At 44.2% G+C, this 20,400-nt stretch carries 18 protein-coding genes and 1 pseudogene; 1 reads left to right on the top strand and 18 read right to left on the bottom strand.

The genetic code is table 11. The annotated features are described in order from the left end of the window. Positions 1 to 82: 82 nt before the first annotated feature. From M8E35_RS07640 to M8E35_RS07670, 7 genes and pseudogenes are all read right to left on the bottom strand, one after another. The gene (locus M8E35_RS07640) at positions 83 to 1,456 is read right to left on the bottom strand and encodes a sensor histidine kinase (RefSeq protein ID WP_252468256.1); all 1,374 of its coding nucleotides are present in this window, start codon (positions 1,454 to 1,456) and stop codon (positions 83 to 85) included. A 6-nt stretch (positions 1,457 to 1,462) separates the two neighbouring features. Next, positions 1,463 to 2,149: a response regulator gene (locus M8E35_RS07645; protein ID WP_252468257.1), complete on the bottom strand. Its 687-nt coding sequence runs from the start codon at positions 2,147 to 2,149 to the stop codon at positions 1,463 to 1,465. Between the two features lie 124 nt (positions 2,150 to 2,273). Then, a pseudogene (pgeF, locus tag M8E35_RS07650) lies at positions 2,274 to 3,083 on the bottom strand (peptidoglycan editing factor PgeF); the annotation flags it as partial. A 193-nt stretch (positions 3,084 to 3,276) separates the two neighbouring features. Continuing rightward, positions 3,277 to 3,552, bottom strand: coding sequence for a YlmC/YmxH family sporulation protein (locus tag M8E35_RS07655; protein ID WP_252468258.1), 276 nt, complete (start codon positions 3,550 to 3,552; stop codon positions 3,277 to 3,279). 207 nt (positions 3,553 to 3,759) lie between these two features. Then, positions 3,760 to 4,533, bottom strand: a complete 774-nt coding sequence (gene sigG, locus M8E35_RS07660) for an RNA polymerase sporulation sigma factor SigG (protein WP_073028328.1) — start codon at positions 4,531 to 4,533, stop codon at positions 3,760 to 3,762. Positions 4,534 to 4,590: 57 nt separating this feature from the next. Continuing rightward, the gene (gene sigE / locus M8E35_RS07665; protein WP_282437803.1) at positions 4,591 to 5,316 is read right to left on the bottom strand and encodes an RNA polymerase sporulation sigma factor SigE; all 726 of its coding nucleotides are present in this window, start codon (positions 5,314 to 5,316) and stop codon (positions 4,591 to 4,593) included. Positions 5,317 to 5,320: 4 nt separating this feature from the next. Then, complete coding sequence (locus tag M8E35_RS07670) at positions 5,321 to 6,253, bottom strand: sigma-E processing peptidase SpoIIGA (protein WP_252468259.1); 933 nt, start codon at positions 6,251 to 6,253, stop codon at positions 5,321 to 5,323. Between the two features lie 807 nt (positions 6,254 to 7,060). Between M8E35_RS07670 and M8E35_RS07675 the strand changes: the two genes are divergently transcribed. Continuing rightward, the gene (locus M8E35_RS07675) at positions 7,061 to 8,686 is read left to right on the top strand and encodes a methyl-accepting chemotaxis protein (protein ID WP_252468260.1); all 1,626 of its coding nucleotides are present in this window, start codon (positions 7,061 to 7,063) and stop codon (positions 8,684 to 8,686) included. A gap of 263 nt (positions 8,687 to 8,949) precedes the next feature. Here M8E35_RS07675 and ftsZ read toward each other — a convergent pair whose 3' ends face one another. The 11 genes from ftsZ to mraY all read right to left on the bottom strand — a co-directional run bounded on the left by ftsZ (position 8,950) and on the right by mraY (position 20,393). Beyond that, positions 8,950 to 10,011 carry a cell division protein FtsZ gene (gene ftsZ / locus M8E35_RS07680; protein ID WP_073028332.1) on the bottom strand — a complete coding sequence of 354 codons (1,062 nt, stop codon included), beginning with the start codon at positions 10,009 to 10,011 and terminating at the stop codon, positions 8,950 to 8,952. 323 nt (positions 10,012 to 10,334) lie between these two features. Then, positions 10,335 to 10,664, bottom strand: a complete 330-nt coding sequence (locus M8E35_RS07685) for a small basic family protein (RefSeq protein ID WP_252468261.1) — start codon at positions 10,662 to 10,664, stop codon at positions 10,335 to 10,337. 19 nt (positions 10,665 to 10,683) lie between these two features. Continuing rightward, positions 10,684 to 11,409 carry a cell division protein FtsQ/DivIB gene (locus M8E35_RS07690; RefSeq protein WP_252468262.1) on the bottom strand — a complete coding sequence of 242 codons (726 nt, stop codon included), beginning with the start codon at positions 11,407 to 11,409 and terminating at the stop codon, positions 10,684 to 10,686. Positions 11,410 to 11,503: 94 nt separating this feature from the next. After that, positions 11,504 to 12,799 carry a UDP-N-acetylglucosamine 1-carboxyvinyltransferase gene (gene murA / locus M8E35_RS07695; RefSeq protein WP_252468263.1) on the bottom strand — a complete coding sequence of 432 codons (1,296 nt, stop codon included), beginning with the start codon at positions 12,797 to 12,799 and terminating at the stop codon, positions 11,504 to 11,506. 23 nt (positions 12,800 to 12,822) lie between these two features. Continuing rightward, positions 12,823 to 13,731 (bottom strand): UDP-N-acetylmuramate dehydrogenase, encoded by a 909-nt coding sequence (murB, locus tag M8E35_RS07700; protein ID WP_252468264.1) that lies wholly within the window; start codon positions 13,729 to 13,731, stop codon positions 12,823 to 12,825. After that, positions 13,646 to 14,521, bottom strand: coding sequence for a hypothetical protein (locus tag M8E35_RS07705; RefSeq protein ID WP_252468265.1), 876 nt, complete (start codon positions 14,519 to 14,521; stop codon positions 13,646 to 13,648). The genes murB and M8E35_RS07705 overlap by 86 nt, the downstream gene beginning before the upstream one ends. Before the next feature lie 326 nt (positions 14,522 to 14,847). Beyond that, positions 14,848 to 15,960 (bottom strand): undecaprenyldiphospho-muramoylpentapeptide beta-N-acetylglucosaminyltransferase, encoded by a 1,113-nt coding sequence (gene murG, locus M8E35_RS07710; protein WP_252468267.1) that lies wholly within the window; start codon positions 15,958 to 15,960, stop codon positions 14,848 to 14,850. A gap of 96 nt (positions 15,961 to 16,056) precedes the next feature. After that, the gene (spoVE, locus tag M8E35_RS07715; protein ID WP_252468268.1) at positions 16,057 to 17,151 is read right to left on the bottom strand and encodes a stage V sporulation protein E; all 1,095 of its coding nucleotides are present in this window, start codon (positions 17,149 to 17,151) and stop codon (positions 16,057 to 16,059) included. A gap of 18 nt (positions 17,152 to 17,169) precedes the next feature. After that, positions 17,170 to 18,543: a UDP-N-acetylmuramoyl-L-alanine--D-glutamate ligase gene (murD, locus tag M8E35_RS07720; RefSeq protein WP_252468269.1), complete on the bottom strand. Its 1,374-nt coding sequence runs from the start codon at positions 18,541 to 18,543 to the stop codon at positions 17,170 to 17,172. A 49-nt stretch (positions 18,544 to 18,592) separates the two neighbouring features. Continuing rightward, the gene (locus tag M8E35_RS07725; protein WP_252468270.1) at positions 18,593 to 18,940 is read right to left on the bottom strand and encodes a PAS domain-containing protein; all 348 of its coding nucleotides are present in this window, start codon (positions 18,938 to 18,940) and stop codon (positions 18,593 to 18,595) included. Between the two features lie 451 nt (positions 18,941 to 19,391). Further along, positions 19,392 to 20,393, bottom strand: a complete 1,002-nt coding sequence (mraY, locus tag M8E35_RS07730; RefSeq protein ID WP_252468271.1) for a phospho-N-acetylmuramoyl-pentapeptide-transferase — start codon at positions 20,391 to 20,393, stop codon at positions 19,392 to 19,394. Between the last annotated feature and the right edge of the window lie 7 nt (positions 20,394 to 20,400).

Here is a 20,400-nt window from a genome sequence, read left to right on the forward strand (position 1 = left end):
TAGAAAACTCGGATATCGCCTTAGTGCCATATGCGCTGGGAATGATTCGAAAGGACGTTCGAGATTAGAGCGCATCAACGAACTAAGATTTAGCTCTCGGGAGATTACACGTAAAGACGGTTCCAACTCCTAATTCGGAATCTACGCTAATATCTCCGCCTACACCCTCTACCATATGTTTTACGATACTCAGCCCAAGCCCCGTCCCTCCTTGTCCTCTGGAACGAGCCTTGTCAACTCGATAGAAACGCTCAAAGATTCTTGGCAAAATATCCTCAGGAATGCCGCAACCGGTATCTCCAAATTCAAGGCGAAGGAATTTGGGGCCAACTTGTGCATGTAACCAGACACGACCTGCGGCTGTATACTTAACCGCATTTTCCAAAAGATTCAGGAGAAGTTGACTTAATAAATCTTCCCCCATGATAAGCGGCGGCAAGTTTTCCGGAAGATCAACTTCCACTTCAATTCCTTTGGCCTGTGCCACGCTTTGAATTACTGGTTTAATCTTATCGTAGGCATTTTGTACGTAACTAACTTTACCGGTTCTCACTTCCGCACGATTTTCGTGCCCTTCTAAATGAGCTATCGTCAACAAGTCTTCGATAAGCCGCTGCAAGCGCAAAGTCTCAGCTTGAATTATTTCCAAGAATCGATTTCGCAGAGAGGGGTCTTCTGCCGCCCCATCAAGAAGTGTTTCCACAAACCCTTTGATAGACGTCAGTGGAGTTCTCAATTCGTGTGAGACATTAGCCACAAATTCCGTTCGCATTTTTTCAAGTCGTCTAAGCTCAGTAACATCATGAAATACAATAACTGCGCCTCGCGACTGGCCTTGTCCGCTTAAAATTGGATTAATCTTGCTTTGCACGATCCTTTGAGCAATTTGTATTTCTCGCATAGCAGAAGGTTGGCCTGAAAGCACTTTGCGAGTGAGTTGCTCCAGTTCCGAGTCATACGTCAGCTCTAACAGATATTCCAGATCTCGAACAGTTTTTTGTCGCTCAAAAATCCTCTCTGCTGCAGCATTCACTAAGACGACCCGTCCCACATGATCTACAGCAACGACACCTTCTTGCATCCCGGCTAAAATGGCTTCCATCTTTTGTGCTTCTTGAGTTCCATTTTGAACAATCATTTCGACGTGGCGTGAAAGACTATTAAGTTCGACTGTGAATTGTCCAATTTCATCCGTTGAATCCGATAAATGAATATGCTCAAAGTCTCCCCTCGCAATTCGCTGAGTTGCAAAGTGAAGTTTCTCCATCCGTCGTATAAGTTGACTCGTGTAGAAGTAAACAACCCCAGCAGGAAGAAGCAGTGCAAGAAGAATGACTCCCACATCAATCCGTTGTTCCCCAGACACTAGCCTCACACTTTCCCCCACCCAAAAAAGGAGTATAGAAAGCCCTGTCATACCTAAAAAGAGTCCGGTTAGCCGCCATTTTATGCTCATCATTGGTTATCCTTTAAAACGATAGCCGATTCCGCGCAATGTCTCAATATACTCAGGATTCGAAGGATCCTTTTCGATTTTCAAACGCAGATGACGCACATGAACGTCAACCGTACGGGTATCTCCATCGTATTCATATCCCCAAATTCGTTCTAATAAATCATCCCGTGAGTAAACTCTGCCAGGATGTGCTACTAAAACACGCAGAAGTTCAAACTCTTTGGGGGTTAACTCAGTCTCCGCCCCTCGCACATAGACCCGAAACCCTTTCACATCGATTCTTAGCTCTCCACGAATAATCTGAGAATCAGCTTCCTCAGGCAAATTAATCCGGCGCAAACGAGCTTTAATTCGAGCTAATAGTTCACGAGGACTAAATGGTTTAGTCATATAATCATCTGCACCAAGCTCAAGACCTAAAACCCTGTCAATTACCTCACCCTTGGCAGTTAACATGATGATGGGAATTTGCTGGTACTTTGGAATTAACCGGATTCTGCGACAAACTTCTAGTCCATCCATCCCCGGTAACATGAGATCCAGCACCACGAGATCAGGTTGTTCCTTTTCAACACGCTCCAAGGCTTCCTGACCATCCTTTGCTACACAGACAAGGTACCCTTCCTTCTCCAAATTGAATCTAAGGAGTTCAAGGATCGGTTCCTCATCATCAACCACTAAGATTGTTGCCACCTAAGCTATCCCTCCTAATCGAGGCTCGAGGTTCGATGCACGTGGATCGAACATTTAATACCTTCGTGCTTCGTGCTTCGTGCTTCGTGCTTCGTGCTTCGTGCTTCGTGCTTCGTGCTTCGTGCTTCGTGCTTCGCATTCTGATCCATCCTGCCATTCGCCCTGTCCGAGCACCATCTCGACGATGAGAGAAAAACCATTCTTGATTGTCTGCAGTGCAGATTGCCGCGACATCTATGTTTTCTGGGCGAACTCCGCTTTCTAAGAACAAGGTTCGATTAGCCTCCCATAGATCAAGCAAGTAGTGTCCATCTTCTTGGGGAACAAGAAACGGAGTCTTATCGTAATTGGAGCGAAACTGCTCGGCGACACGTTCGTCAACAGAATAACAGCAGGGACCAATGCTCGGCCCGATTGCCACCCAAGCATTTTCAGTCCGCCCACCAACTTTTTCAAAACATTCCAAAGCCCTTTGCCCAATTTTCGAGGCAGTCCCTTTCCAACCAGCGTGTACAATTCCCACTGCTTGTAGATCTGGGTAGTAAAAATATAGCGGGACACAGTCAGCAAAAAAGGCCATTAGCCCTATAGTGCTTTGTGTCACTAATCCATCGACAGCTGGAATTGCCGTCCCTAGTTCGTTCGACCCTCGTCCGCCATCTGTTTCCTTAACCCAAATTACATTTGTCCCATGAACCTGTTCTCCGACTGCAACCCCAGTCGATGGAACCCCCCAATGATCAAACCAACGTTTGCGGTTTTCCAAAACTGCATTAGGGTCATCTCCAACATGAAGTCCTAAATTCAACGCATCATAGGGAACCATGCTCGCCCCCCCGACGCGAGTCGAAAATCCTAAGTCGATTCCTGCAACTTGCCACTTTGGAACAGTTAGGCAGGTTAAACTTCCAGTATTATACCACTTCCAGCTCATCCTTCTAACTCCTTTGGTTTACATTTAATAATATCATTTAATAACCTTTAGGACAAACCTCCAAAGGTCCTAGTCATATAGTACTTTCAGTAACAAATAGGGTCTTCATTTATTATTATCATTAATAATAAAAAAGCATAAAGCTTTGCTCTGAATGAGAACAAGCCTTATGCTTTTTCCGATTTAGTGAACATTATCGACGATCATCATTTTCGATATTAAATTCGGGCAGATCATTAACATCTACTAAGATAACGTCAACCCCTATTTTTTTGACATGATCCCAAGGGACAAAAAAATCTTCCGTCTTCCCACTGCCAAAAAGCCCCCAACTGCGCGAAGGTCCAGGCACAATAATCCCTTTAACTGTGCCCCGTTCCAAATCTAAATCCAGGTCTTTAATTGGCCCTAACCTGCGCCCATCTTTAACATTTACAATATCTAATAATCTTAAATCCGAGATCCGCATTGTTAGCCCCCCTATTCGAGGTTCGATGTTCGAAGTTCGTGGTTCGAAGTCCGAATATCGTTCATCATACTTGCACATCGCTCATCGAGCATAGTGCCTTATATGTCATCATATGAGGGAGAGGCTAAAAATAGGCTATAGTAGTTTAGATATATTAGATTTGTCTAGCATAAGTGAATTACGAAATCAAATATCCAACCGCGTTTTTTACACATACTTGCGCATGTGTTGCATGGCTGCTTTCTCAAGGCGAGAAACCTGAGCCTGGGAAATCCCGATCTCATCAGCGACTTCCATTTGGGTTTTACCTTGAAAAAAGCGCAAAGACAGGATAAGTTTTTCTCGTTCGCTAAGGCGACGCAATGCTTCCCGCACAGCAAGTCCTTCAACCCAGCCAGTATCTGACTGTTTATCATCTCCTATTTGATCCATTACAAAGATAGGATCCCCACCATCATGATATATGGGCTCGAATAAAGAAATAGGTTCTTGAATAGCATCTAAGGCAAAAACAACGTCTTCCCGAGGCAGAGCCAGTTTGTGGGCTATTTCTGCAACCGTTGGTTCACATGATCGCTCGCTGACCAACTGGTCCCGTACCTGAAGCGCCTTGTAGGCAATATCGCGCAGGGACCTGCTCACTCGAATAGGATTATTATCTCTTAAGTAACGTCGGATTTCCCCAATAATCATGGGAACAGCATAAGTAGAGAACTTTACATTCTGACCCAGATCAAAATTGTCAATAGCTTTCATTAACCCAATACAGCCGACTTGAAAAAGATCATCCACATATTCTCCACGATTCGTAAACCGCTGAATCACGCTAAGAACAAGGCGGAGATTCCCATGGATTAGTTTGTCTCGGGCACTGCGATTTCCAGCTTGATAAATCACAAACAACTCTTTCATTTTCACGCTGGATAACACAGGCAACTTTGAGGTGTTCACTCCACAAATCTCAACTTTATTCAATGCCAAACTACGAGCACCTCCCCAGCAAATTCTGTTGGGAAGTATGCCCTAAGACAGTTTAGGTTATTCCAATCGGCAAAATTCTTTACGCAATCTGCGAATTATCCGTTTCTCGAGCCGTGAAATATAGGACTGAGAGATCCCCAAACGATCGGCTACTTCTTTTTGAGTCTTTTCTACACCATCATCCAGACCAAACCTTAGTTCCATGATGACCTTTTCTCTATTCGTCAACCTGCCCATTGCTAAATGCAACAGTTGGCGGTCCACCTGCTCCTCAATGGGCTTAGAGATAATGTCATTTTCGGTACCTAATACATCTGATAAAAGTAATTCATTTCCATCCCAGTCGATATTTAAAGGCTCATCAAAAGACACTTCTGACCGTGTTTTATTGTTACGTCTAAGATACATCAAAATCTCATTTTCAATACACCGTGAAGCATAGGTTGCCAGCTTGATTTTCTTCTGTGGATCAAATGTATTAACCGCTTTAATTAGTCCAATGGTACCTATAGATACGAGATCTTCAATCCCAATGCCTGTATTCTCGAATTTACGAGCAATATAAACCACAAGACGCAGGTTCCGTTCAATCAAAATATCTCGAATTGAACCGTCTCCCATTTCCAAGCGCTCTAAGAGAACCCCTTCTTCATCCGAGTTAAGTGGTGGGGGTAGGGCTTCACTGCTTCCAACATAATAGATTCCACTAACTCCAAAGACCTTTTGAAGAAGCATGACCCATAGGCGTCTAGCCTTACCTTGAACACTGCTCCACCACTTCATTTCATTAATCTCCACCTCTCTGCACATGTTCCGGGTGTAGTAACGCCTGGTATTCACCCTCTGAGCTTAACACTTGCCTGACAAGTGCCACGGTAGCATGGATTTGCCGAGATCCTTTGTTACTAAAACACGTCACACTCTCAGGTCTTATCCCTAGCAACCAGCTTTGACTATCAATAGCTTGGAAGGGGATGAAAACAAGACGTTTTACTAAAATAGGATTGACCTTCCATAATAATGGCCATGGATCTGCGTAATCCTTCCAAGGAATATCTAGGAATGCTCTGATGTTATCCGGCATAGCACTTACGGCGACCTCCTCTTCCAGAAGAATAACTGGGGACCCTGTTAACGGATCTCTTAAATGATTGCCAGTATCCAGTAACGCTTTTATTTGCACGACCCCATGTTCTTTTCCACCAAAGTTGATCTCCAAATCGTAGATATTTCTCCCCAGAATAGATTTCCTTTCCTGCCAACGTTGCCAAAGACGTTGTAAAAACCACCAAACGATTGCCCCTAAAGGAATAATCCAAAAATTGTAGATAACCAGAGTTAATCGTTCTCCACCTAGCCCGCCATCAAATTGCGCCCACCCCCATGAAGCATAGACAAATCCGCCAAGCCCTGCCGAAAGAAGCCAAAAACCTGTTAGCGCCTTAAAAAACACATTTAGTCTCCTTGTCGGAAAAGCAACTAGAATCATAAGAAACGGAATGATCCATTTAATAAAAACGGTCCACTGTGGAGCTGAATAACAGGTTAAAACTACTGGAATTTCGCCGAGCAAAACGGCCATCAGGATTCGGCTTGGACGGATCCTAAGGTTGAGAAGTCGACCAAGAACGTTAAGCAGAAGAGTGTCCATTCCTCCATTGATGAGAATAACCAGATCGAGATAGGTCTCTGCAACGCCCATCTGGTACATCCTTTCCATGCGCTTCTCTTAAAAATTATATCTGAAAGGTGAAGTAAAACCTGTCGCTTTCCGGGAGGTATAAATGGATATTTTAGGAAAACCAGTACGAGTGGTGTAGTTTTTTACCCATGAAGCGTATTCGTCGACAGGATACTCAAGCTTACGAGTAAGATTGTCTCCGGTGGAGATTATCGCCGAAAGCACACGGCCCGTAACGAATACTATTGCGCTGAGGATAGACTTATGCCGAGGGCGCATATTCCACAAACAAATACATTCGCGCCGTAGAATGAACTCTACTCCTAAACCTCTAAATGTTTCCTAATGGGAAGGCGGCTCGGCGAAAGCCTCCACTGGAGGCTTTCGTCACCAAAGCAGAACAAGGAACTACCACTTATAGAAGCACCGTTTCCCTTAAATATTCTAATTCTTCGTGGTGATTTCGTTGGTAGTTATCCATTTAAAATCAGCTCCTTAAGTTAGATTAAAGGGTAAGTATTTAATGTAAGCTAAGAACTTAAAGTTGACATTCACATAATTCCTGTGATATAGTTATGTCAACATGATCGGCAGTATAATATGGGTATATAATGTCCATTCATCGATATATAAACGGGAATATCTTCAAAGATATTCCCGTTTCTTATGCTTATTAAAGTTTTCTCATTAACTTCGACCTTGAATAGTTACCCTTAAAAACCATCTTATTGAAATATAATCGAGTACGTGTTATTGTAAATTTATAATCTTTTAACTATTCATTATACTTTTTAAGTCATTTTCTTAGTTAGCGTTAGTAATTAACGATTAATTTAAAGGAGGTAGATGATCGTGGCTGGAAATATAAAAGTAAATTTTACTCAGAAGAAACGTGGGTTAGATACCATCAATCGTATAGCAAAAGAGTTAGAGGTCATCTTAGACCAATCTAATGATTGGGAAAGTGCCCGGAGACCACTAAGGGAAGCAATTGATCGGAACCTTGAAAACAATGAATTTTTATTGCTTTGTGATTTAAATGGATTGGCCTTAATTCACTCAAACCGTTTAAGAGAAGGTATTATCTTTAACAACGATATTGAACTAAAAGCCGCTCAATGCACTCAACCCATTACTCAGATTTATCATCGCAACACTGGAGAGGTTTTACTTGACGTTGCAAGTCCAGTTTTTGCCAAAGGAGATCATACCTTTGCCGTTCGTCTAGGTATCCCCCTACATAAGGTACAACTTGGCAAACAAGTGTTTTCCGGAACACTCCCCGTCCTTTTTCTCGGCGGGGCATGGATTATCTTAAGTTCTTTTTCACCGGTATCCCTTATCTCTTCTGCCATTGCTCTAGGAGCCCAAATTGTTTATAGTGCCTGGCTAAAAAACAGAGTTGCAACTGCCCTGCGTGAAACCTTTAAAGTGACTAAAGCCATCGCAAAAGGGAATTTAAAGGTTCTGGCCAAAGCTCATACCGACGATGAATTAGGAAATCTATCCTATGAAGTAAATAAAGTATCCCTCGGCATGAAGTCTATCATCATGGATTTAGCTTCCTTTTCTGAACGTGCCCAAAAAATGAGCCATACTCAAGCATCCCATGCCCAAATATCCGCCGAAAACCAAGAAACTTTGGCGGCTACTTTAGAAGAATTCAGCGCAGGGGCTACCGATCAAATTCAGGGGATGCAAATGTCTCAAAAGCAAGTGGATGAGATCCAATCCGCTTCCCAATGCATCTTAACGAGTACTCAGGAAGTTCTTTCCTTGACTACATCGGCTAAAACAACAAGTCAGGAAGGAACCTTCGCGGTTAATGAAGCGATTCGCGAAATGAGCATTATCTATCAAGTAACCGAGCAAGCCAATGATTCTATACTGGGATTAGCTGAGCAGGCGCAAAAAATCGGGGATATCATTTCTGTGATTAATGGGATCTCCGACCAAACCAATTTATTAGCCTTGAACGCAGCGATTGAAGCTGCCAGAGCAGGAGAACACGGCAGAGGATTCGCCGTTGTTGCAGAAGAGGTCAGAAAGCTGGCAGACAGCTCTGCTTATTCTTCTCGTCAAATTATGGAGCTCATTTCTAGTGTTCAAGGAATGGTCGATACAACTGTGGAAAAAATAAGTCAAGGCATGGGCGAGGTCAACCGCGGGAAAGAGGTAATCGAAAAGGCCGGACAAGCAATCACATCTCTTGACGAGGTGATCAATGCGACTTCTTATAAAGTAGAAACAAACCTGCAAAATGCCGATCGCTTATTAAACCAGAGTGAACTTTTAGCTCAAACTCAACGGCAAGCTACAACAATTGCTACTCAATTCGCCGAAGGAGCAACTCAAGCAGCAGCAACTGTAGAACAACAAATGATTTCAACCAAAGAAATCGCAATGATTTCTTCAGAATTAGCCAAAACTTCCGCTCATTTGCACCAAGTTATCCAGCGTTTTGAAGTTTAATAATTTAGTGCTTTTTGACAGCGGGGCAGATCCATCGAATGGATCTGCCCCGCTGTTTATTTAACCTTAAATATTGATTTTCAAGGATCTTATTGAGTACTTCCATGATTTTCCCGTCTATTATTGAAGTCGGCTCCAGTCTGCCAATAAAAAACATATCCTCTGTGAATAAAGCGAAAAACGAGGCGCAATCATGATTCGCGTCTTTAAATACAATGTAACGCTCCTACAAAATTGCATCTCGTTTTTGCATATAAATTAAATTAACGTCTGCGTCTAAGAAACTCCGGGATGTCAACATCCCCTTCTTTTGATACCGTCTTGATGATATTCTCCTGAACCTTTCCGGGTGCCGAACCAAAACCAGCCCACTGCTGATCAAATCCAGTAGCGATAACTGTAACTCTGAGTTCCTCCTTAAGGTCCTCGTCGATAACCGCTCCAAAAATGATATTCGCCTCCGGATCAGCCGCTTCCGCAATAATACCTGCCGCTTCGTTCACCTCAAAGAGAGTTAAATTTGTTCCTCCCGTTATGTTGAGCAGTACACCTTTGGCACCTTCAATCGAAGTTTCCAGCAGAGGGCTGGAAATTGCTTTTCTGGCCGCATCAGCTGCACGATTTTCTCCCGTTGCCTGACCAATCCCCATTAAGGCTGAACCCGTATTGGACATAATAGTCTTCACGTCAGCGAAATCTAAGTTTATTAAACCTGGAACAGCAATTAGATCTGAGATACCTTGAACCCCTTGTCTCAAAACATCATCTGCAATACGAAAAGCCTCATGGATTGTAGTATGCTTGTCCACCACTTGCAACAAACGATCATTTGGGATTGTAATAAGCGTATCCACTTTACTCTTAAGTTCGGCGATCCCTTTTTCCGCCTGCATAGCACGTTTACGCCCTTCAAAGGTGAATGGACGAGTGACTACCCCTACCGTCAGAGCTCCCATTTCCTTGGCAACTTCTGCAACAATAGGCGCTGCCCCAGTACCAGTACCTCCTCCCATTCCTGCAGTGACGAAGACCATATCTGCTCCCTTTAAGACTTTAGCCAGTTCTTCTCGGCTTTCTTCTGCTGCTTTAGCACCAATTTCCGGGTTCGCTCCAGCCCCAAGCCCCTTGGTCAATTTTATCCCTATTTGGACTTTTTCCCCTGCACGGGAGAGTTGTAAAGCCTGCGAGTCAGTGTTTACTGTAACGAAATCTACCCCTTGTAAGCCAGCGGTAATCATACGGTTAACCGCGTTGTTTCCACCACCGCCAACACCAATAACCTTAATTTCTGCAAATTGGTTTAAGTCTGTATCAAATTCCAGCATTTAGGCTTTAACCCCCTCGCTCATTCTTACCTGCAATATCTTTAACAATACAGGTTATCTTAATATTCATCTGTGCCGTCCCAACGCCCCATGTGTAAAGTCCACCCTCGTTACTGCTAAAAAACCCAACTTCTACTGATGAAAAACATGTGCGTTAAACACGCTCATAAACATTGTAAAAACTGCTCCTTTTAATACACACAACATTAACAAATTCTATATCCATATGCCGTAACCCTTTTTTTTAAGATAAAAATTTCTCTGAAGTTTGTTGGCATCTTCTTCAAGAAGAACAGCAATCAATATAAAACAGTAAATTGCCTTTATTTTTTAATTAGATGACGTCGTATGCTTCCTAAATTTTGGAATATTCTCACCCCAAATGCGACCACCGCTGCTAAGTAAAGATCAACACCCATGCGATCTCCGACGTACGCCAATAGAGCTGCAAGAAGCATATTACTAAAGAAACCGGTCAAGAATACTGTGCTGTCGAAATGATCCTCTTGAGCGGAGCGTATCCCTCCTAAAACGGAGTCTAATGCTGCGAGGATTCCAACAGATAGGTATTTGGCATATTCAATTGGGACTGAAAACGGGCTTACATACCCAATTGCCAATCCTAAAACTAGGCCTAATAACGGTAACCACATTTCCAAAGATCCTCCTGACTTAGCGGCCGATTACTGGTTTTGCCGCCGTAAAATCGATATAGCGCACCCCTTGTTGAATTGAAGTATATCCATTATCGCTTATAAGCTGATAAAGGGCCTGTAATTTATCTGCCCAGTCATTGGCTTGTCCTAGTCGGACTTCCACACCACTAGTCAGAAACAACGTTATTTGTTCGATAGCATTGACGTTTAACTCCCCAATCTGAATAACTAATTCTGGCGGAGCTTGTCCAAGCAAGCGCAAGGCTGCGTTAAGAAGAGGATTGGCTAGATTTTGCCCTGGTCCAACTGTATCCGAAAGCTCGATTCCACTAATCACCGGATAATCACTTTTAGGCCAACTCTCTAAACGGCGTAAAAAAGTCCCTTCAGAATCCACCTCTAAGACTCCCCTAGGGACTACGACTAAGGCAGCTGGGGTTCGTTCTGTCACTTGTATAACAAGGGTCTGAGGTAACTTTCTCTGAAATTGGACACTTTTTACGAGTGGATGTAAGGAAATTTTATATTCGAGGGCCTTTCGATCAAAGAGTAATAGGTTTTGCCCCTGAATCCCGTCAGATAATTTTAGAATTTCATTCTCTGTGATCAGATTTAGCCCTTGCACACTAACTCGTTGAACAGCAAAAGCATTAGAGCGCAAAAAGAGCGCCAAACCCAGGGAAAGGAGAATCGTCAAGACCGTAACATAGAGAAAGGACGTATTCATTTTCTTGGGTTCCATATTGGCATTTTCCTCCTTGTTCCAAGTATAACGAATACAATCCTATTCTGCTATGTCTTTTTGAATATTTTCTTAGCAAAATTTAAATTATCTTTTAAATTATAGATCCAAAAGGCGTCTCACTTCTACCTTTTTTAGAGACACGTAGCAACTTTGCCCCCAAATTACAGTATTTCTCTTCTAATTTTTCGTAACCACGGTCAATATAATCCACCTTTTCGAGAACAGTTGCTTCTTCTGCGGCTAAGGCTGCCAAGAAGAGCGCTGCTCCTGCCCGAAGATCCGTCGCCTCGACAAAAGCCCCTTCAAGCGATTTAACTCCACGAATAATGGCTGTTCTCCCTTCAACAGTAATTTGAGCCCCCATACGACGCAGCTCATCGACATGTTGAAAGCGATTTTCAAAGATTGTTTCTGTTATAATACTCGTTCCCTCCGCACTGGAGAGCATGGCCATAAACTGTGGTTGCATATCCGTGGGAAATCCCGGATAAGGCAATGTTTTAAGGTCCACACCTCGAATTCCTCCCTGTTGCTTGACGCGAATGGAATCATCTAAAAGTGTAACAGATGCCCCAGCCTGCCGCAACTTTGCAATTACAGGTTCTAAATGTTCTGGGATAACATTTTCTATGACTACGTCTCCTTTAGTCATGACCGCCGCTATCATATGGGTCCCTGCTTCGATTCGATCTGGTATGACTGTATGTTCAGCGGGATGGAGCGCACCTACTCCGTCAATCCTCAAAACATCCATTCCTGCTCCGCGCACTTTTGCTCCCATTTTATTCAAGAAGTTTTGCAAATCCACTATTTCCGGCTCACGTGCAGCATTTCGGATGACTGTAGTCCCTTTGGCTAAAACTGCGGCCATCATAATGTTCTCTGTGGCTCCAACACTGGGAACATCTAAGTAAACGTCAGCTCCTTGAAGATGATCCGCCCATGCTTCAATATACCCATGTTTTTCTTTAACTCTTACTCCAAGAAGTTGCAGGCCTTTTATATGTTGATCCATCGGACGGGAACCAATAGCACATCCACCGGGTCTGGAGATTTTTACCCGTCCATATCGAGCTAACAAAGGACCCAAGATAAGGTTAGAAGCACGCATTTGCCGCATTAGTGCTTCATCAACTTCACAGGACTCTAACCCTCCAGCATTGATAAGCATTGCATCATTTTGGCGCTCAGCCCTGCAACCCAGGCTTTCAAGCACTTCAATCATATGCTTAATATCAGCTAATACAGGAATTCCCAACAAACTGGAAGTTCCTTCTGCCAGTAATGTTGCGGCCAGTAAGGGAAGGGAAGAGTTCTTCGCCCCGCTTACTCGGATACTTCCTTCTAACCTCTGTTTTCCTGTTATAACATAGCGATCCATCGCCATAATCCGCTCCCCCTTTTCGTGTGTCATTCTTCTTTCTTTGTGACTCCACGATTGCCCGTCAAGATACTTTCTACTTCCGTTTGTAACGTAATGCCATATTTCAACTGAACATCCAACTTGATGGATTCTATCAGGGCTAATACATCCTTAGATTTAGCCTGAGCGGTGTTCACTATGAAATTTGCATGTTTCTCTGAAACTTTTGCACCGCCAATACTTTTTCCTTTCCAACCAGCCGCTTCAATTAAACGCCCAGCAGAATCACCCGGCGGATTACGAAAAACACTTCCTGCATTTGGCTCCTCAAGTGGTTGATTAGCCGTTCGTTTTGTTAAGTTCTCTTTCATGCTGCGCAAAATCTCTTCGCGCTCTCCAGGTCTAAATTTAAGCTGAGTTTCCAAGATCCACGCATGGCTGCGTAAAGAACAGAACCTGTAATCAAACTCGAATTCATCTCGCTCTAGTTTCTTAATAGTGCCATCCGCCCAAAGGGTGGAAACACTTAGTACGCAAGAAGCCATATCGTCGCCATGAGCACCAGCATTCATCATGATGGCACCGCCAATAGACCCGGGTATACCTCGGGCAAACTCCAAGCCACTCCACCCTCGTTGTCCAGCTTCTTGTGCTAAACGAGCCAATGTGTACCCCGCCTCAACCCTGACCGTGTAATCACCCCATTCAATTCCACGAAGTGACGTAGTCACTAAGGTTATCCCTGGGAGCCCTTCATCCGGAAAGAGAACATTCGATCCTCGTCCGATTAACCGAACCGGGATTTCTGCCTCTTGGGCGCGCATCCATACATTTGATAAGTCTTCCACGCTTTCAGGCCAATACACAGTCTCAGCGGGCCCACCAATCCTCCATGTGCTCAATAGATGTAGCGGATAATTCCTCTCCACACGCCCCTGCATTCCATTCAAAATCATTAATATTCCACCTCAAGTTATCTGCCATTCTTATGTTCTTCCAAATAGAGCTAAGGGCCAAGCTAATATCAAACCAAGAAACTCCTAAATCTATACACATTGCTATGTTTTGAGCAGCTGTTTGTTCTTCCGACAATTTAGGCCACCGTGGCAAATGTCCTGCAAATTTCTGACCATCTTGCGAACGATAAAAGTCAATCCGATTTTCACGAACTACCCATGAAGCTTTTTCTTTTCCTTCATCCCATGCAGTCTCTCTTCCCAATGAGCTTTTCTCCATAAGACCTTCTAACCAAGACTCCGGTAATAGCCAATGAAGTCCCTGCTTACGCTTGCATTGCCATCTTCCATCAACAGTTTGCCAGAGAACAGTTGGTTCGAAACCAGCCTCATTTAAGATATGCGCTAACAAAGGGCGTTCTTCTATAAGAACTGTTGGTTCTGAAACCCATATAATTAGTTCATCCTCAAAAAGACTATGTATTAACGATTGAACAGATTGCTGTTCTATCCCTTGTGCAAGTGCCTTTTCTCGCCAGTAATCATGTTCATGCTTCTCAGGCCAGTATACTAATTCCGTTACAGGGCTAAATTTATCGGGCCCAGAATTAGGATTAAGCTCAAAAGGCAATTCGATCCAATCCCCCGCGAATTCTTGGCTTAAATCCTCCTTAGTCGGTTCAACCTCGGAAAAATCAAGCTGTATCCCCTTCAGTACGGCCCGAACTCCACCAATTCCTGGAGCCGCAGAAGAAGCAACCAGTTGTATTTTTCGCCTTGGCCACACCATGCTCACTCCTTTCCTTTGTTCACTGCCATATGCTATGCATCGGAGTAAAAAGGTGTGAGCGTATTCGATGTTCGATATTCGATATTCGTGGTTTGAACCGAAAATACCGACTGATTCCTCGTCTCTTGGATGGAATAAATCTCTACTCCACATCGACGCCCTGTCAAAATTTTGCCCTTTAAGGCATCTGGCTACTCGCCTGACCAATTACCGAGTGCAAGTTGATAGCAAGTCAAGCGCGAGCTGAGAACCGTCCTCAACTTGTATTTAACTTGCTCTCAACTTGCACTCAATAACTCGTGTATCGTGCATCGAACCTCGTGCCTCTACCAATGCCATGCGTTGGCTAGGCAAAGGTCTACAATTTTATCTAAAGCCTTTGGCTGGGCTAAGGCTTTGGCAGCAACCCCCATTTGGGCCAAAAGCGCAGGTTGGGAAATAAGCCTGTCAACCTCTTTCCACAGTCGTTCCCCATCACACTCTGAGTCCAAAATAATTTGAGCTGCTCCAGCTTGAACTAAGGCCTGGGCATTATGTTCTTGATGATTCTCGGCTGCAAAAGGATAAGGGATTAAAACACTGGGTATGCCAGCAACCATTAACTCTGCCAGAGAGGCTGCCCCCGCCCTGCCGACATATAAATCCGCGCAGGCCAAAGCTTCAGGCATATCTTTTAAATACTCTAAAACGCGCCATTGAGGACATTCCCAAGAAATACCCTTTCTCCCAAATTCCTCAATAGTTTCTGCATACGTCACAGTTCCAGTTGCCCAAATCACTTGAATATCCGAGCGTTTTGCCAGATACTCCAAGACCGCAATCATGGCTTGATTTAACGTGCGGGCTCCCCTGCTTCCGCCTGTTACAAGCAAGGTCAACTGATCAGGCCGCAACCCAAAGCGCTTTGCCCCTGCTTCACGTGAAATTTGTCCAATTTCCTGTCGAACCGGAAGCCCCACCAATTCCAACTTATTCTTAACTCCAAAATGCGCGATACTCTCGGGAAATGTCACCATCACCCTCCGCACGACGCGTGCTAAAATTCGATTTGTAATGCCCGGCAATGCATTCTGCTCGTGAAGCATCGTTGGAACATTAAACAGGGAAGCGGTCAAGACCACGGGCCCAGATACATATCCACCCGTCCCAACCACCAGATCCGGATGAAATTCGCGCAAAATATTTTTTGTTTCCCAAAGAGCCTTAAAACTTTTGCCGATAACTTTTATCGTATCCAGGCTTAACCTGCGTGGAAGCCCTTTACCGGAAATTCCTTTAAAGGCTATCCCTGCCTCCGGCACCAGACGTGCTTCCATACCATCCTGGATTCCTACATAGAGAATTTGAGTATTGGCATCACGAGCCAGCAACCCTTTGGCGATGGCTAAAGCCGGATAGATATGTCCACCTGTCCCACCACCGGTTAAAATAACACGCACCACATGTACCCCTTTCTCCACTTCTGGGACTTCCGCTATCAAGGCTCAGAAACGCGCATCCGCTCGAACCTCGTGCTTCGAATACAGAGCTTCGAGTCACCTTACTTCCCTTGAAATATTCAGCAACACTCCAACACCTAACATTGTAAATACAAGGGATGTGCCCCCATAGCTTATGAACGGCAGGGTTATCCCCGTAACTGGCAATACCCCGCTGACAACGCCCATGTTAATCATTGCCTGAATAGACACCATGGCGGTTATTCCAACTGCCAGAAAACCCGTAAATGGGTCTGGGGCCCTCATTGCCACTCGAAATCCGCGCCAAGCGAAGAGGAAGAAGACTAAGACCACCAAAGAAGCACCGACAAAACCAAGTTCCTCCCCAATCATCGCGAAGATAAAGTCTGTATGATTTTCCGGCAAATAAAGAAACTTCTGGCGGCTCTGCCCTAAGCCTAATCCAAATAATCCTCCTGGGCCCAACGCCAAAAGCGCTTGTATCGTCTGATATCCATTTCCTAAAGGATCAGCCCAAGGGTCCAAAAAGGCAAAAATACGCCGCATTCGGTAGGGAGCAGCTGCAATTGCGGCTACCACCAATCCTAAACCGGTTCCAGCTAAGGCTAGAATATGCCCCGCCCTTGCTCCAGCAGCAATTAACATAAAAAATGTTGTCGCCGCTATCACTAAGGTCGTACCCAGATCGGGTTGGAGCATAATCAGCCCTGCTATCACTCCCATCAAGCCAAGAATTGGCAGAACCCCTTTACGAAACGATTCAATCTTGTGCGGATGAAGAGCTAATAAATGGGACATCATCAACACCATCGAGAGTTTAATCACTTCCGAGGGTTGAATCGACAACGGCCCAAGCCCGATCCAACGATCTGCGCCATTGACTCTGCGCCCAATCCCTGGGATTTTAACCGCAATCAATAAAACAATTGCTAAAATTAGGGCGGGTTTCGCAAATTTCCGCACCCATCGCAAATCTACCACCGTACTGATAAACATAGCCACAAGTCCCATCGTAACCCAGAGTATCTCCATCTTAAGATAGTGATAGGGATCATCGTACTGTATGTACCCCCTTACAGCACTCGAGCTGTAAACCATAACAAAACCTATCCCTAACAGAGCCAAAATCGCTCCAAGCAAGACCAAATCTGGTCGATGGTACTTTCGCATATATAGATCCCCCTTTTATTATTGAATGGGTTCCCTATAATGCCTACGCACTAACTCCTTAAACAATTCCCCTCTTTGCTCATAATTCTTAAACATATCCCAACTTGTACAAGCAGGGGATAATAAAACTACATCGCCAGCTATCGCTTCAGAGATCGCTTTCACTACCCCTTCCTCGAAACTGGTAACCTTAATAATCTTCTGAACCCCTTCGTCTTTTGCCGCTTGCTCCATCTCGTCCGCCGCTTGTCCCAGTAAGATCAGGCTTTTCACCTTCCTCTGAACAACTTTCATGAATTCGTGAAAATCAAGTCCCTTGTTTTTTCCCCCGGCAATTAGAACCAAGGGCTCATCAAAAGCTAACAAAGCTTTGGTAGCAGCATCTGTATTAGTTCCTTTGGAATCATTCACAAAGAGGATCCCTTCGAAAGAACCCACAATTTCCTGTCGATGTTCTACTCCTTTGAACTGAGCAAGCCCTTCAGTAATCTCAGTCCAAGAAAGACCAAATGCCCGCGCCGCTGCAGCCGCAGCCATAACATTTTCCAGATTATGAGACCCTCGCAGTTGAAGATTCTTCCGTGAAATAATCGGAATCATCGTCCTCTTCTCCTTTTCAGCATAGACAATCTCGTCGTGCCAAAGACTTATCCCATCCTGCAAAAAGGTGGTCGGACTGAAATATATGACTCGGCTTCTCAATTCAGATCCCAGGTTACGTACTAAAGGGTCATCCCAATTTAAGATTGCTAAATCTGTTGGACCTTGGTTCTTAAAAATTTGGGCTTTGGCCTCGAGGTATTTTTTTAAAGTGCCATGCCGATCCAAATGATCCGGTGTAAGGTTGAGCAAAACTCCAATATGAACATGGAGTTTATCGACAAATTCCAATTGAAAACTGGATAGTTCAGCAACAACTATGCTGTTATCTTCCAAGCCCTTCACTTGGCCGCTCAAAGCCACACCAATATTACCCGCGACAATTGCAGGTCTGCCCGTCAGCTTGGCCAGTTCACCAATTAAAGTTGTGGTTGTTGTTTTGCCATTTGTACCGGTTACCCCAACACAAAGCGCAGGACAATCATGCATAGCCAACTCTACTTCGCTCCATATTGTGACATTATGAGAAATTCCCTCCTGGACCAAGGACAGCTTGGGAGACACCCCCGGAGACAAAATTATCAATTCAGGATTAATCTCAGCTAATTCAGGCACCTGACCTAAAAACAAATGCTTAGCATCAAGCCCTGTCTCCTCTACACCAGAAAGCTTCTCGAGCGATTGACTGTCTGTCAGAAAAACCTCTGCCCCCAAACCCTGAAGCTTCCGAACTGCTGCCTGGCCGCTTAGACCTCCACCAATCACCAGAACACGTTTATCTAACCATTCCACGTCAATTTATCCTCCATTTCCAAACCAGTATATCCCCATTTATCTTTAATTACTTTTGCAAATTCATTTCGAATCTTTCGAAATATCCAATCAAATCTCCATTCTCGTCCCTAACCGGCACAATATAAATCCTTTCATTTCTCGGACTAACCTTTAGAAAGACTTCATTAGCGTGATTCTTAAGTTGCTCAACTACAGATTTAATCATTTCCACTGATTTGGGATTCTGATGACAATCGAAAATTGATTTTCCAATTAAATCACGATAACCACGCTCTTGATAATAATGATATTCTGCCCTTTTGTTAAGGTATCTAATAACATGGTCACAATCGACAAATATAATAGGATATGGGTATGAATCTAATATAAAAGACAGCATTTTCTCTCTATCCACAAAAGTTCCTCCTTTGGTCCTTTGAAAGTAAGGGGCCATTGCACGCTCACACAAGTTCCGTTCACTCGCTCGTTGAATGCCGAAGCTATTACGCCAACCTCCGGGTTGCGCAAGATGTGAATCTCGGCGTAATAATTCCTTCAGCATCAGCACTCGCTTTACCGTGAGCTCGACTAATGTGTTGACTTTGCAATGTCCCCTTAGTTCTGGTCAGTCCGGCCTGGGGACGGTTCTTAGTTCCATAATTTTTTCCCCTAAACTTGCTTCCTTCCTACCATGCTCACATGGTAGGAAGGAAGCAAGAGAACCGTCCCAAAACTTGTATATGACTCCTCATGCATCGCCTTTGCGTCTCCAAGACGCAACAACCCCTAAACATCCATTCCCCTCCCCCCTGTCGACCCCAAGCCCCGCAATGACTCAACCAAAGATGGTTGAGGAAATTCCCTCTCTAACCCAGCGTAGGTATATATCCAATTATTCCCATAATAGCACAAATCAACGCTACAGACCAAAAGACAATGACTACTTTCCATTCACTCCAACCTACGAGCTCAAAGTGATGATGAAGCGGGCTCATGCGAAAAATCCGCTTCCCTGTCGTTTGGAACGAAATAACCTGAATAATCACAGAGAGGGCCTCTGCTGCGAATAGTCCACCGATTACTATAAAAACAAGTTCACTCTTTGTTAGTACCGCCAAACTGGCTAAAGCTCCCCCTAACGCCAAAGATCCTGTATCTCCCATAAATATGCGAGCAGGGTACGTATTAAAGCGCAAAAAGCCTAGAGTTCCACCCACTAAGGCAGCCGCAAAAACTGCCATATCTGTCTCATGCGCCAGAACTGCAACCCCATGGATGGCCGCCAAAAGAGCAATCAAGACATAGGCAACTCCGGCAAACATAGTGCTCCCTGCTGCTAAACCGTCCAAGCCATCCGTGAGATTAACGGCATTGGTCATTAACACGATGACTAATGAAACAAAGACGTAATAAAACCAGCCCAATTCTAAATGAAAGGATGTGAATGGAATTGCCACATCCGTTCCCCGTCCTAACCAATGAACAGAAACCCACATCAGAATGAAAGCCAAGCTAAACTGCCCTATAAGTTTTTGGTAGGCCCGAAGGCCTAAAGAACGATGCATCACAACTTTAATAAAATCGTCAACAAATCCGATTAAGCCAAATCCGAGTGTAATTCCGACTAAGGTCACCATTTCGAGCGATGTGGGTTGTTCTGCAGTAAGCAATGCACTGACAATAATGCCAACAAGAAAAATTATGCCGCCCATTGTGGGAGTTCCGGCCTTTTTCAGGTGTCTCTTAGGGCCATCATCGCGTACATTTTGACCGAACTTAAGAATCCTTAAGACCGGTATCAAAAAAGGGCTTAGGACCAACGTAATAATCAGGGCTAATCCTGCCGCCAAGACCAAACGTTCAGACATGTGCTAT

This window comes from Desulfosporosinus nitroreducens, from assembly GCF_023897015.1.
In the GTDB taxonomy this organism is placed as follows: Bacteria; Bacillota; Desulfitobacteriia; order Desulfitobacteriales; family Desulfitobacteriaceae; genus Desulfosporosinus; species Desulfosporosinus nitroreducens.

Coding starts and splice junctions, on each gene's coding strand:
- mraY (WP_252468271.1), bottom strand. CDS start 20,393: ATGTCTGAACGTTTGGTCTTGGCGGCAGGATTAGCCCTGATTATTACG.
- ftsZ (WP_073028332.1), bottom strand. CDS start 10,011: ATGCTGGAATTTGATACAGACTTAAACCAATTTGCAGAAATTAAGGTT.
- M8E35_RS07705 (WP_252468265.1), bottom strand. CDS start 14,521: ATGGTGTGGCCAAGGCGAAAAATACAACTGGTTGCTTCTTCTGCGGCT.
- M8E35_RS07690 (WP_252468262.1), bottom strand. CDS start 11,409: ATGGAACCCAAGAAAATGAATACGTCCTTTCTCTATGTTACGGTCTTG.
- murA (WP_252468263.1), bottom strand. CDS start 12,799: ATGGCGATGGATCGCTATGTTATAACAGGAAAACAGAGGTTAGAAGGA.
- M8E35_RS07670 (WP_252468259.1), bottom strand. CDS start 6,253: ATGGAAAGGATGTACCAGATGGGCGTTGCAGAGACCTATCTCGATCTG.
- murB (WP_252468264.1), bottom strand. CDS start 13,731: ATGATTTTGAATGGAATGCAGGGGCGTGTGGAGAGGAATTATCCGCTA.
- M8E35_RS07655 (WP_252468258.1), bottom strand. CDS start 3,552: ATGCGGATCTCGGATTTAAGATTATTAGATATTGTAAATGTTAAAGAT.
- spoVE (WP_252468268.1), bottom strand. CDS start 17,151: ATGCGAAAGTACCATCGACCAGATTTGGTCTTGCTTGGAGCGATTTTG.
- M8E35_RS07685 (WP_252468261.1), bottom strand. CDS start 10,664: ATGTGGTTACCGTTATTAGGCCTAGTTTTAGGATTGGCAATTGGGTAT.
- sigE (WP_282437803.1), bottom strand. CDS start 5,316: ATGAAGTGGTGGAGCAGTGTTCAAGGTAAGGCTAGACGCCTATGGGTC.
- M8E35_RS07640 (WP_252468256.1), bottom strand. CDS start 1,456: ATGAGCATAAAATGGCGGCTAACCGGACTCTTTTTAGGTATGACAGGG.
- M8E35_RS07675 (WP_252468260.1), top strand. CDS start 7,061: ATGATCGTGGCTGGAAATATAAAAGTAAATTTTACTCAGAAGAAACGT.